The following is a 12331-nucleotide window of genomic DNA, read 5'->3' on the forward strand; positions in this document are numbered from 1 at the left end:
CTGTGTGAATGCCATTATAGTGAAAGAGGATTCGTTAAGACCTCTGTCCCAATAATGGCGATGCAACGGTACAGACGGAACGGGATGGGTGGATGAGATGATGCGCGAAGCGAAAAGCCACACCTTCGCCGTGCAGTTGATGGAGCATCTGGTCGTCCCCACTTTCGTGCTCGATGCCGCCGGTCGGGTCATCATCTGGAATCGCGCCTGCGAACGCATGACCGGCGTAGCTTCATCAGCGGTCCTTGGCACACGGCATCACTGGACCGGTTTCTACCAGCAGCAGCGCCGATGCCTGGCCGACCTCGTTCTAGAAGGCGCACCGTCGCGCGTTGCGGAATTCTACGAGATCGACCGAAGTCTTGATTGCCAGACCGGCGCTCTATCCGCCGAGAACTGGTGCGTGTTCCCCTCCGGCGGTGGCCGGCGCTATCTCGCGATCGATGCCGGGCCGATCTGCGCCGACGACGGGACGCTCATCGCCGTCGTCGAGACCCTCCGTGACATCACGGCGCAGAAGGAAGCGCAACTGGCGCTCGAGCTCCTGGCGAGCCTCGACGGGCTGACCGGCATCGCCAACCGCCGGGCCTTCGACGAGCGGGTGGAAAGCGAATGGGCTTTGTCCGCGCTGTCCGGCCAGCCACTGTCGCTGCTGATGATCGATATCGACCATTTCAAGATCTACAACGACCGTCTCGGTCACCAGTGCGGCGACGATTGCCTGAAGCGGATCGCGCGGATCATCGGCGGTGAGACCCGCAGCGAGATCGACCTCGTCGCCCGATACGGCGGGGAGGAATTTGCCGTCGTCCTGCCACACGCTGGCATCGACGCCGCGCTCTCGGTCGCGCACCGGATACTGGAGGCGACGGACCGCGCCGCCATCCCTCACCCCGATGCGTCGCCGCATTATCGCGTGACGATCAGCATCGGGGCCGCCAGTCGCGACTTGGCGATGAACACGCCCGCCGATCTGATCGCGGCTGCCGACGCCTCGCTCTATGCCGCCAAGCAGCGCGGTCGCAATCTCATCGTCGCGCAGTGCCGGGCCGCGGCCTGAGTTTCGCAAAGACGCTCAGAGCGGAATGTTGTCATGCTTCTTCCAGGGATTTTCGAGATCCTTGTTGCGCAGCATCGCCAGCGCCCGTGCGACCCGCCGCCGCGTCGAATGCGGCATGATCACCTCGTCGACATAGCCCCGCTCGGCGGCGACGAAGGGTGACAGGAACCGTTCCTCGTATTCGCGCGTGTGTTCCGCCAGCTTCTCGGGATCAGCCGCATCGCGCCGGTGGATGATCTCCGCGGCGCCCTTCGCGCCCATCACGGCAATCTGCGCCGTCGGCCAGGCATAGTTGATGTCGCCGCGCAAATGCTTCGACGCCATGACGTCGTAGGCGCCGCCGAAGGCCTTGCGGGTGATCACCGTGACCTTCGGGACCGTCGCTTCGGCATAGGCGAAGAGCAGCTTGGCGCCGTGCTTGATCAGGCCGCCCTGCTCCTGCGCCGTGCCCGGCAGGAAGCCCGGCACGTCGACGAAGGTCAGGACCGGGATGGAGAAGCAGTCGCAGAACCGCACGAAGCGAGCCGCCTTGCGCGACGCGTCGGAATCCAGCACCCCGGCCAGCACCATCGGCTGGTTGGCCACGATGCCGACGGTGCGACCCTCGATGCGGCCGAAACCGGTGACGATGTTCTTGGCGAACGCCGCCTGGATCTCGAAGAAATCCGCCTCGTCGACCGTCTTGGCGATCAGCTCCTTGATGTCATACGGCTTGTTGGCGTTGTCCGGCACCAGCGTATCGAGCGAGGGATCCTCGTCGGTCACCGACTGATAAAAGGCGAGTTCGGGCACCGGCGAGGTGTTGGAGGCCGGCAGCAGATCGATCAGCCGGCGCATCTCGGTGAGCGCGGCGACGTCGTTGTCGTAGGCGCCGTCCGCGATCGAGGATTTCACCGTGTGCACCGACGCGCCGCCGAGTTCCTCGGCCGTCACGGTCTCGTTGGTCACGGTCTTCACGACGTCGGGACCAGTGACGAACATGTAGGAGGTGTCGCGGACCATGAAGATGAAGTCGGTCATCGCCGGGGAATAGACGTCGCCGCCGGCGCAGGGACCCATGATCACCGAGATCTGCGGAATGACGCCGGAGGCGAGCACGTTGCGCTGGAAGATCTCGGCATAGCCGCCGAGCGCGGCGACTCCCTCCTGGATGCGGGCGCCGCCAGCGTCGTAGAAGCCGATGATCGGCGCGCGGTTGCGCAGCGCCATGTCCTGGACTTTCTGGACCTTCTCGGCATGCGCCTCCGATAGCGACCCGCCGAAGACGGTGAAATCCTTGGCGAAGACGAAGACCGTGCGGCCGTTCACCGTGCCCCAGCCGGTGACGACGCCGTCGCCGGGGATGGTCTGGTCGGCCATGCCGAAATCCGTCCCGCGATGCTGGACGAACATGTCGAATTCCTCGAAGGAACCCTCGTCGAGGAAGACGTCGAGCCGTTCGCGGGCCGTCAGCTTGCCCTTGGCGTGCTGTGCCTTGATCCGCGCCGGGCCGCCGCCCTGCCGGGCCCGCTCGCGCCGCGCCTCGAGTTCCCCCAGCATGTCCCGCATCGGCTTTCCTCCAGAACGCCTTGTCGCCGGCGCCGCCGATGGCCGTTAGCACAACCAGAGGCGAACTTCACCGGTCAGCCGGCTTAACGGCCGGCGAGAATCAGCGCCGCCGCCTGCATCTCCTGCCAGCGCAACTCCCGTCGTGCCTCGGCTTCGGCGTCGGCGCCCCACTGCTCGATGTTCCAGTCCTCGTCGAGATGCGCCAGCGCCCAGGCCTCTTCGGCGCCGACATGGCCATCGGCCAGTGCCAGCGCCAGCAGTGCCGAGCCGGTCAGCGTTGTCACCTGGTGAAGGGCCGCGACGGCAAACGGGTCGTCGATTTCGGCAAGGTGGCCTGCCACCGCAGCCAGCGACGGCGCCGGCTGGGCAACATGCATCACGCCCTCGGCGAGCAGGAAGCGCACGCCAAGCCGCTGATGCGCCCAGTCAAGGATCGGGTCCCATTGTTCGTGCTGGCGCTCGACTAGTGGCGCGGGGTCCCCGGCGCGATAGAACAACAGGTCGGTCTCGGCATAACGGGCGACGTCGTCCCGCACCGGCGTCGGATTGTCGGCGATGGCGTCGACGATCGTGTTGGCGAGGCGGGTGACGGGCATCGTCGCCGGGTCGATGCGTTCCCGCTGTGCGTCCCACTCGGCTGCAACCGCATCGGCGACGGCTCGGCTCGGTATCGCCAGCGGGCGGCGGGCGGGTGTCTTGACCGGCCTTCCGTCGAGGAGGATGGCGTGACCACCCTCGCCTTCCGCCACGGTGACGTCCGTGTAGAAGCGCTTGGGAAGTTCCGGGCGCGGATCGATCGATTGGCTCATCGCGTCACTCGTCGGGATAGTGAAACCATCGGAAACACAGACAGACCTTCAGCGTTGCGGGAGCGGCCGGGTCAGGACAGCGCGGCCCGGGCTTCCCGCGGAAGCGCCGTTAGGGCGCCGTCGTGCCAGCTTTCGATCAGTCGATCGAGTTCCGCCGGCGTACCGGCAACAGCGGCCGCACCGGCGGCGATCAGCATGTCCGGTCGATGGGTACCCCATGCGACGCCGAATGCCGTCGCACCAGCAGCGCGGGCCATTTCGACGTCATAGATCGAATCGCCGACCACCAGCGTCTCGCCAGCGTCGACGCCGAGCACCTCGCAGCATTCCAGCACCATCGCCGGATGTGGCTTGGAAGGGCAGTCGTCCGCGGTGCGAACCACGGAAAACGCCGCCGTCATGTCGTGGGCTTCGCAGATCGCTGCGACGCCCCGGCGGGATTTGCCGGTGACCATGCCGAGGAGCAGGGAATCGCGCGCCGACAGCCGATCGATCAGCCCCTTCATCTCGGGAAACAGGGCTTCGCGGAAATCCGGTTCGGCGCGCGCCGCGCGGAACTGCGTGCGGTAGCCGGTAACCAGGGAGGCGAGCAGCAGCGAGTCGACTCCCGGATGCAGGCGGCCGATCGCGGTGTCCAGAGACAGCCCGATAATGTCGCGCGTGGCAGCATCCTCGGGCGCATCGAGACCGTGCGCGAGGAAGGTCCGCCGCATGATGTCGCAGATCACGCCGAAGGAATCGGCGATGGTGCCGTCGCAGTCGAACAAAATGGCCTTCATCAGTCGCCGAGCTCCTCGTCGAAGCCGAAGAGATTGAAGGTCTGCACCATGTGTGGCGGCAATGGCGCGACCTGGTCGACGAGGCCGCCGTCGGGATGCGGGATCACGATCCGCCGCGCATGGAGATGCAGCTTCTTCTGGACGCCGCCCGGGAAGTCCCAATTGGTGTCGTGCTCGAAATATTTCGGATCGCCGAGGATCGGATGGCCGAGATGCAGGGCGTGGACGCGCAGCTGGTGGGTTCGGCCGGTATAGGGCTCCATCTCCAGCCAGGCGAAGTTCTGCGCGAGGTTCTCGATCACGCGGTAGTTCGTCAGCGCGTGGTCCGCGCCCTCCTCGCCGTGCTTGGCGACGCGCATGCGGTCGCCGTCCTCGGTCTGCTCCTTGACCAGGTAGGTCGAGATACGGCCGTCATGCGGGACCGGAACCCCCTTTACGATCGCCCAGTAGGTTTTCTTGGTGTCGCGTTCGCGGAACGAGCGGGTCAGCGCGGTCGCCGCGCCGCGCGTGCGGGCGACCACCAGGACGCCGGACGTGTCGCGGTCGAGCCGGTGTACCAGGCGGGGTTTCTCGCCCTTCCGGCTGCGCCAGGCCTCGAGCATCTTGTCGACGTGGCGCGACACGCCCGAGCCCCCCTGCACCGCCAGGCCCGCCGGCTTGTTGAATACCAGGACCTTGTCGTCCTCGTAGATCAGCATCTGCGACAACACGTCGGTGTCGTTGCGATCGCGCATCGTGTTGGGTGTCAGCGGTCCGACCCGGCGCGCGGCGTCGCTGCCGATCGGCGGGACTCGGATCATCTGGCCCGGCGCAACCCGCGTATCGGATTTCACGCGACCGCCGTCGACGCGGACCTGCCCCGACCGCAACAGCTTCTGAAGATGACCGAAGCCGAGGCCCGGATAATGCAGCTTGAACCACCGGTCGAGGCGCAGGCCCGCCTCGTCGTCTTCCACGCGCTTCTGTTCGACCGATGCCATGATCCGGCTAATCCTTCCCGGCGCCTCGGACGGATCATACCGCCACATGCGCCAAAGCGGCCCCGCAAGCGGGGCCGCGACACCCGGACGCCGGCGGTGCGAAGAGCACTCCGCCGATAGCGACCGGGCTATTCCATCATTGCGCCTCTATACCGTCAGCCGCCCGGCGGGGATAGTCGGCACGCAAGCGCCGACCGTGCCCCGCCGACGTGGCGGCTCCGGGGCTAGCTTGCTTCCGCCCGGACGTTTTCCAGGAACGGCTTGCGGCGCTCGGCGCGCAGGCCGAGGAAGGTCGACCAGCACAGCGCGATGAGCAGGAAGGCAAACGGGAAGCCGGTCGTGATGGCCGCTCCCTGCAGGGCCGCCAGGCCACCGCCGGCAAGTAGTGCGATCGCCACCAGTCCTTCGAACGATGCCCAAAACACCCGCTGAGACACCGGCGCGTCGATCTTGCCACCCGCGGTGATCGTATCGATCACCAGCGAGCCGGAATCCGACGAGGTGACGAAGAACACGATCACCAGCACGATGCCGACGAACGAGCTGATCATCGACAGCGGCAGCTGGTCGAGCATGACGAAGAGCTTCACCTCGAGCGCGGCATCGACGATGCCATCGAAGCCGGCGATCGTCTGGGTCAGCGCCGTGCCGCCGAAGACGGTCATCCAGATCACCGACACGATCGTCGGGATCAGGAGAACGCAGGTGATGAACTCGCGCACCGACCTGCCGCGGGAAACCCGGGCGATGAACATGCCGACGAAGGGCGACCAGCTCATCCACCAGGCCCAGTAGAAGGTTGTCCAGCCGGTGCGGTAGGCGTCGTCGCCGCGGCCGAACGGATTGGACAGCGGGATGAGCTCCCTGATGTACTCCCAGCCATTGCCGAAGAAGCCGCGCACCAGCACGAGGGTCGGGCCGACCGCGAAGATGAAGGCCAGAAGCAGCAGCGCCAGGCCCATGTTGATCTGCGACAGCCGCTTCACGCCGGCATCGAGACCCGCGAGCACCGAGAGCAGCGCGACGCCGGTGATGAGGACGATCAGCACGATATTGCTGAACAGCGTGTCCGGTATCCCAAAGAGATAGTTCAGGCCGGCGACGGCCTGCTGGGCACCGAGCCCCAGCGAGGTGGCGAGACCGAACAGCGTGGCGAAAACCGCCAGGATGTCGATGATGTGGCCAGGCCAGCCCCAGACGCGCTCACCGAGCAGCGGATAGAAGGCCGAGCGCATGGTCAGCGGCAGGCCCCAATTGTAGCTGAAGAAAGCAAGCGCCAGACCGACGACCGCATAGATCGCCCAGGGATGCAGGCCCCAGTGATAGATCGTGGCGGCCATGCCGAGGCGGCGCGATGCCAGCTCGTTGCCGACGGCACCGCCAAGCGGCGCGGCACTGCCGCCTTCCAGCGAAGCGGTAAAATGGGTGATCGGCTCGGAAACGCCGTAGAACATCAGGCCAATGCCCATGCCCGCAGCGAACAGCATCGAGAACCAACCGAAATAGGTGAATTCGGGACGCGCATCCTTGCCGCCGAGACGGATCTTTCCGAGCGGCGACAGCACGAGATAGAGGCAGAACAGCACGAAGATGTTGCCGGCCAGGATGAAGAACCAGTCGAAGGTCGAGGTGATCGCCGGGCGAAGCCAGCCGAAGAAGCCGTCGACAGCTTCAGGAAACAGCAGCGTCAGCGCGACGAAGGTGATGATCACCGCAGCCGAGATGGGGAATACCGGGTTGTGGATGTCGAGGCCGAACCGCTGGAGGTTATCCTGGCCAACCTCATATTCGGTCACTGATTCCTCAGGAATCTGCGTCTCTTCGGTGCTCATCGGTTCCTCGTCTCGGTTCTGGCAGTGCAGCCGGGCAGTGCCCGAGGCCACGGCAAGCGACCGCCTGCCAGAGGCAGCGCGGTGCATTCGGCCGAAAAATTGGTGGCGGTCGTGGTGGCGCGCGCGTCTAGAGGCGGCGCAAAGACCCGGCCTCCCATCGCGTCATACACGATTTCAGGCAAGATTGTGGCCCGGCGGCGACTTTTTCTGCATGAGACGGCAAGAAAATCCTGGCCATAGGTCTAACGACGGTTGTTTTTCACCGTCTCGCGCAGCCGGGCCCAATGCGCCATCCTCTCGCCTATCGGTGCTTCGCTGCCGCGATCGGTGGGACGGTAGAACGCCTGCCGGCCCATTTCCTCTGGGAAATAATCCTGGCCAGAGAACGCTTCCGGCGCGTCGTGGTCGTAGGCGTAGCCCGAACCGTAGCCCTCGCTCTGCATCAGCTGGGTGGGCGCGTTGAGGATGTGCTTCGGCGGCAGGAGCGATCCGTGCTCGCGCGCGGCGCGCATCGCCGCCTTGTACGCCACATAGACGGCATTCGATTTGGGTGCGGCGGCCAGATACACCGTCGCCTCTGCCAGCGCGAGTTCGCCCTCGGGCGAGCCGAGATAATCGTAGGCGTCCTTGGCGGCCAGGGCGACATTCAAGGCGTTCGGGTCGGCGAGGCCGATGTCTTCCGACGCCATGCGGACGAGCCGGCGGCCGAGATAGAGCGGGTTCTCGCCGGCATCCAGCATGCGGCAGAGCCAGTAGAGGGCGGCGTCCGGGTCGGAGCCGCGCACCGATTTGTGCAAGGCGGAGATCAGGTTGTAGTGGCCATCCTGGCTCTTGTCATAGACCGGCGCGCGGCGCTGCACGACGTCCTGGACGGTCGCTGCGTCGAAGATTTCGCCAGTCTTCGCCGCGCGCCAGACCTCCTCGGCGAGTGTCAGGATCGCCCTGCCGTCGCCGTCCGCCATCCTCACCAGCGCCAGCCGTGCCTCGTCGTCGAGCGGCAGCTTGCGTCTCTCGGCCTCCTCGGCCCGTTCCAACAGCCGCGTCAGGCTTTCCGGTCCGTGCGACCGGAAGGTCAGGACACGGGCGCGCGACAGCAGCGCCGCGTTGAGCTCGAACGAAGGGTTTTCGGTCGTCGCGCCGACGAGCACGACGGTGCCGTCCTCCATCACCGGCAGAAACGAATCCTGCTGGGCCCGGTTGAAGCGGTGGATCTCGTCGACGAACAACAGGGTCCGGGTACCGTTGGTCCGCCTGAGCCGCGCCGCCTCGAAGACCTTCTTCAGGTCGGCGACGCCGGAGAAGATCGCCGAAATCTGCTGGAAGGCGTAGTCGACCTCGCTCGCCAGCAATCGGGCGACGGTGGTCTTGCCGGTCCCGGGCGGGCCCCAGAACACCATCGAGCCGAGGCTTCCCGCATCCAGCATGCGCGACAGCACCCCGTCCGGGCCGGTCAGATGCTCCTGCCCGACCACCTCGCCCAGCGTCCGAGGCCGCAGCCGGTCGGCAAGCGGGCGCGACCGGTCGTCCGACGCGACGGCAGCGCGTGGAGAGCCGTGGGGTGCGGCGGGGGCATCGCCGAAAAGATCACTCATCTCAGCGCACCATCTGCGCCATGCGGCGACCGTCCCGCTCGAGTTCGAAGCGCCAGCCCAGGAAACGGCCACCGAGCATCGTTTCCAGCGCCTCTGTCGACTCGATCGTCTCGCCATTCAGCGTCAGCAGGATGTCGCGGGGACGGAGGCCGAACCGCGCGGCGTAGGAGCCCCGGGCGACCGCCGTCACCACGACGCCGGTCTTGTTCATCGGCAGGTCCAGTTCGGAAGCGACGCGCGGCGAGAGGTTGAGCACGGTCGTGCCGGCAAAGGGCGTGTCTCCGCCGAGGACGCGTTCGTCGCGGGGCGGCGTCTCGGGTGCCGGCTGCAGCGGCAGATCCAACGCAAGGCGCTCGTCGCCGCGCAGGATCTGCAGCTTCGCGACACCGCCGATGCCCGTCGTCGCAAGACGATAGCCGAGCGCATCGGGACTGTCGATGGCGACGTCGCCGACCGTCAGAATGACGTCTCCGACCTCCAGCCCCGCCTCGGCAGCGGGCGTGCCGCCGCCGACCTCATGAACGAGAGCACCTGTCGGACGATCGAGCCCCAGCGCCTCGGCGATGTCCGGCGTGACCGGCGCGAAGCCCGCGCCGAGGAACGGCTGCTCAAAGCGATCGCCTTCGCGGGCTGCACGAACGAAGCTCGCTACCATGTTGGAGAGGATAGCAAATCCGATTCCGTTGGACCCGCCCGACCGGGAGAAGATGGCGGTGTTCACCCCGACCAGTTGCCCCTGCATGTCGATGAGCGCGCCGCCGGAATTGCCGGGATTAATCGCCGCGTCGGTCTGGATGAAGAAGCCGAAATCATTGACGCCGATATGCGTGCGGGCGAGCGCCGAGACGATGCCGTTGGTGACGGTCTGGCCGATCCCGAAGGGATTGCCGATGGCCAGGACCAGGTCGCCGATCTCCAGCCCGTCGGAATTGGCCATGGCCAGCATCGGGAACGGGCCCTCCCCGTCGATCTTCAGCACTGCCAGATCGACCTTGTCGTCCTTGAGGAGAACGGTGGTCTGGAATTCGCGCCCGTCGGCGAAGGCGATCCTCACCTCGTCGGCGTCGGCGACCACGTGGTTGTTGGTGACGACCAGACCCGTCGCATCGACGATCACCCCGGAGCCGAGCGAAGATTCCATGCGCGGGCGCGAATCGAAGCGCTGACCGAAGAACTGGCCGAAGAACGGATCGTTGGCGAAGGGCGACTGGCGCGCCGGCACGGCGCGGGCGGCATAGACGTTGACGACAGCGGGCGCCGTCTCCTTGACCAGCGGGGCGAATGACAGCTGGATCTCGGCATTGCCGCCGGGAACGCGTCGGTCCGCGCCGACCGCGTCTCCAGGAACCGGCACAGCCGGAACCGGGCTTGCTGCGTCAGGCTGGCGCGGTACGGTTGGATCTGGGTACGGCCCTTCGCCAGTAGCGGGATCATCGCCCTCGCCGAAGAGGCTCTGGACGAGGCCGCGCAGGCTCCACCCCTCCTCTGCGACCGCGCCCTGCGGCAGCGAAGGAATGGCGACGAGCGTGACCAGGAGTATTCTGAAAAGTTGGTTCGGACGCATGACCCGCCTGTCGTTATACAGCGCCCCGCGTCGTCTGGGCCCGGCGGATTACGCGGGACCGACAACGAAAAAGGGGCCACGAGGGCCCCTTATCACAAGCTTGGTCGATTTTGTGGCTGCTATCGCAGATCGGTCGTGCCGGTGGTGATGGCGCTCGGCGCCTGCTCCGGCAGTTCTGCCGTCGCGTAGCTGGCCGTCAGCACGCCGAATGCGGCGACCGCACCGAGAAGCGTCAGCAATGTCCGGCGCATGGTGGAAGGCCCCTTGAGGTTGTTCGTGGTCACATCGTGCATGGAAGTAGTTTAACCCGTGTAAAAGCTCGCCACTGTGACGCAGCGCACGTCCCTATGTTGGGGTCGAAAATGCCCGGGCGGCCATTTGGTTGCCGTGTTTCCGCCGAATTTTCAGAATTCCTCGAACCGTGTGGCTCGTATGGCACGCCAAGCCGGCGCCAACGATGACTTTTGCGCCACACTCACGGCTTTCGCGCGCTGAGCAGTTAACGCACTAGACCGCGTCAGACCCTCCACGTTTTCAACGCCTTAACGCACGAGACCGTATTCGCGCAGACTGGCAGCCGTCGCGGCGATGGCCTCCTCCGGCGTCCGGAACACAATGGCGAGATTTGTCCGGGCAGGATCGGCATCGAGATCCTTCGCGCGGCCAAGCTCCAGCACCAGGAGACGAGCCTGCGCGGACACTTTCGACGCCATTCTGACCACGTAGTCGGGCAGGACGAATCGCGGCACCCGCCGCCGCAAGGTGGGATCGGCCGCGGCAAGATGGCGGCCGATCTCGATCAGCGATCGCGTCCCTGCCGACAGGATGAAGCGATGCCCAGCGGCCGCCGGCGTCTCCATCGCCGCCATGTGAGCTTGTGCCACATCCCGGACATCGACGATGCCGAAGCTGACATCCGGCACGACCGGCGTGCGCCCGCGCATCATCATGGCGATGAGCATCGCCGAGGTGCCGGCATCGGCGTCGAGCAGCGGGCCTAGAACGAAGGCGGGGTTGATGACGGCAAGTTCCAGGCCTGTCCCGCGCGTCGCCTCCCAGGCGGCCCGCTCGGCGACGGTCTTGGACACGGCGTAGGCACCGACGGAGGGATCGTTGGTGTTCGACCAGTCCGCATCGCCGTAGCGCGCGTCGGCGCGGCTCCCGTGGCCCTGATAGACGGCGACGATAGACGAGGTCATCACCACGCGCTCGACCCCGGCGTCCCGCGCGGCGCCGATCACCCGCAGCGTCCCCTCCCGTGCGGCAGGCACCAGCGCGAACCGGTCGCGCGGCTGCGCCATCGGGAAAGGCGATGCCATGTGGACGACGAAGCGACATCCGGCGGCGGCCTCGGCCCACCCCGCATCCGAGAGAAGGTCAGCTTCGATGATTTCGAGCCGGTCGACGGCTGCGCCGTGGCGGGCCAGCGTCACCCGGACTTCCTCGCCCTTGGCGGAAGACCGCACGGTGCCCCTGACGGTGTAGCCCCGTTCGAGCAGGATCAGGGCCACATGCTTGGCGATGAAGCCAGAAATGCCCGTGATCAGGACTGTGTCGCTCGCCATGCTCAGTTCCTCATGTGCCCGGATGTCGAACAGCTTTGCGGGATGATCGCCGATCTGCGGACATGAAAAAGGGGCCGCTGGGGCCCCTCCGTCGATAGCGATTTTCGGATCAACCGAATGGATCAGGACGCGTCGTCCTGGCCCTCGTCCTCGAGACGATCGCGGTCGATGGCGCCGCGGGCGTTTGGATCACGATCGACGAACTCGATCACGGCCATCGGCGCATTGTCTCCGCGGCGGAAGCCGGCCTTCAGGACGCGGCAATAGCCGCCCTGGCGGTCCGCGTAGCGCGGTGCGAGCGTGTCGAACAGCTTCGGAATGACCGAGCCGTCGCGAACCTTCGAGAGCGCCTGGCGGCGCGCGTGGAGATCGCCGCGCTTGCCGAGCGTCACCAGCTTCTCGACGATCGGACGCAGGTCCTTCGCCTTGGGCAGCGTGGTGACGATCTGCTCATGCAGGATCAGGGACGCCGCCATGTTGGCGAACATCGCCTTACGATGACTGGCGGTTCGGTTTAGTTTCCGTCCGGCTTTGCCGTGGCGCATGGGATTTTCCTCGGGAAGTCTACCGGCTCCAGGGCCGGGGGTCGGGATCTTTGCGTC

Annotated in this window: 11 protein-coding genes; 1 reads left to right on the top strand and 10 read right to left on the bottom strand. The window is 66.1% G+C overall.

The window, feature by feature from the left end; all coding sequences use genetic code 11:
- Positions 1-100 precede the first annotated feature (100 nt).
- Positions 101-1060: a sensor domain-containing diguanylate cyclase gene (locus GTW51_RS14990; protein WP_163044839.1), complete on the top strand. Its 960-nt coding sequence runs from the start codon at positions 101-103 to the stop codon at positions 1058-1060.
- Positions 1061-1075: 15 nt separating this feature from the next.
- On the opposite strand, the gene GTW51_RS14995 is transcribed toward GTW51_RS14990, so the two are convergent.
- The 10 genes from GTW51_RS14995 to rplQ all read right to left on the bottom strand — a co-directional run bounded on the left by GTW51_RS14995 (position 1076) and on the right by rplQ (position 12274).
- Positions 1076-2608: an acyl-CoA carboxylase subunit beta gene (locus GTW51_RS14995; RefSeq protein WP_163044840.1), complete on the bottom strand. Its 1533-nt coding sequence runs from the start codon at positions 2606-2608 to the stop codon at positions 1076-1078.
- An 83-nt stretch (positions 2609-2691) separates the two neighbouring features.
- Positions 2692-3417: an ATP12 family chaperone protein gene (locus GTW51_RS15000; protein ID WP_163044841.1), complete on the bottom strand. Its 726-nt coding sequence runs from the start codon at positions 3415-3417 to the stop codon at positions 2692-2694.
- A 71-nt stretch (positions 3418-3488) separates the two neighbouring features.
- Positions 3489-4196, bottom strand: a complete 708-nt coding sequence (locus GTW51_RS15005; RefSeq protein WP_163044842.1) for an HAD-IA family hydrolase — start codon at positions 4194-4196, stop codon at positions 3489-3491.
- Positions 4196-5176, bottom strand: a complete 981-nt coding sequence (locus GTW51_RS15010) for an RluA family pseudouridine synthase (protein ID WP_163044843.1) — start codon at positions 5174-5176, stop codon at positions 4196-4198. The genes GTW51_RS15005 and GTW51_RS15010 overlap by 1 nt, the downstream gene beginning before the upstream one ends.
- A 224-nt stretch (positions 5177-5400) precedes the next feature.
- Positions 5401-7008, bottom strand: a complete 1608-nt coding sequence (locus GTW51_RS15015) for a BCCT family transporter (protein ID WP_163044844.1) — start codon at positions 7006-7008, stop codon at positions 5401-5403.
- A 242-nt stretch (positions 7009-7250) separates the two neighbouring features.
- Positions 7251-8600, bottom strand: a complete 1350-nt coding sequence (locus GTW51_RS15020; RefSeq protein WP_163044845.1) for a replication-associated recombination protein A — start codon at positions 8598-8600, stop codon at positions 7251-7253.
- Position 8601: 1 nt separating this feature from the next.
- Positions 8602-10164, bottom strand: coding sequence for a Do family serine endopeptidase (locus GTW51_RS15025; RefSeq protein WP_163044846.1), 1563 nt, complete (start codon positions 10162-10164; stop codon positions 8602-8604).
- 119 nt (positions 10165-10283) lie between these two features.
- Positions 10284-10457 carry a hypothetical protein gene (locus GTW51_RS15030; RefSeq protein WP_163044847.1) on the bottom strand — a complete coding sequence of 58 codons (174 nt, stop codon included), beginning with the start codon at positions 10455-10457 and terminating at the stop codon, positions 10284-10286.
- 249 nt (positions 10458-10706) lie between these two features.
- Complete coding sequence (locus tag GTW51_RS15035) at positions 10707-11729, bottom strand: NAD-dependent epimerase/dehydratase family protein (RefSeq protein ID WP_163044848.1); 1023 nt, start codon at positions 11727-11729, stop codon at positions 10707-10709.
- Positions 11730-11851: 122 nt separating this feature from the next.
- Complete coding sequence (rplQ, locus tag GTW51_RS15040) at positions 11852-12274, bottom strand: 50S ribosomal protein L17 (RefSeq protein WP_163044849.1); 423 nt, start codon at positions 12272-12274, stop codon at positions 11852-11854.
- Positions 12275-12331: the final 57 nt, after the last annotated feature.

Origin of the sequence: Aurantimonas aggregata, assembly GCF_010500835.1 — a bacterium.
GTDB classification, from domain to species: Bacteria; Pseudomonadota; Alphaproteobacteria; order Rhizobiales; family Rhizobiaceae; genus Aurantimonas; species Aurantimonas aggregata.

Bases quoted from the DNA above. Each gene is read 5' to 3' on its own strand.
- GTW51_RS14990 (WP_163044839.1), top strand. From the start codon at position 101: ATGCGCGAAGCGAAAAGCCACACCTTCGCCGTGCAGTTGATGGAGCAT.
- GTW51_RS14995 (WP_163044840.1), bottom strand. From the start codon at position 2,608: ATGCGGGACATGCTGGGGGAACTCGAGGCGCGGCGCGAGCGGGCCCGG.
- GTW51_RS15000 (WP_163044841.1), bottom strand. From the start codon at position 3,417: ATGAGCCAATCGATCGATCCGCGCCCGGAACTTCCCAAGCGCTTCTAC.
- GTW51_RS15005 (WP_163044842.1), bottom strand. From the start codon at position 4,196: ATGAAGGCCATTTTGTTCGACTGCGACGGCACCATCGCCGATTCCTTC.
- GTW51_RS15010 (WP_163044843.1), bottom strand. From the start codon at position 5,176: ATGGCATCGGTCGAACAGAAGCGCGTGGAAGACGACGAGGCGGGCCTG.
- GTW51_RS15015 (WP_163044844.1), bottom strand. From the start codon at position 7,008: ATGAGCACCGAAGAGACGCAGATTCCTGAGGAATCAGTGACCGAATAT.
- GTW51_RS15020 (WP_163044845.1), bottom strand. From the start codon at position 8,600: ATGAGTGATCTTTTCGGCGATGCCCCCGCCGCACCCCACGGCTCTCCA.
- GTW51_RS15025 (WP_163044846.1), bottom strand. From the start codon at position 10,164: ATGCGTCCGAACCAACTTTTCAGAATACTCCTGGTCACGCTCGTCGCC.
- GTW51_RS15030 (WP_163044847.1), bottom strand. From the start codon at position 10,457: ATGCACGATGTGACCACGAACAACCTCAAGGGGCCTTCCACCATGCGC.
- GTW51_RS15035 (WP_163044848.1), bottom strand. From the start codon at position 11,729: ATGGCGAGCGACACAGTCCTGATCACGGGCATTTCTGGCTTCATCGCC.
- rplQ (WP_163044849.1), bottom strand. From the start codon at position 12,274: ATGCGCCACGGCAAAGCCGGACGGAAACTAAACCGAACCGCCAGTCAT.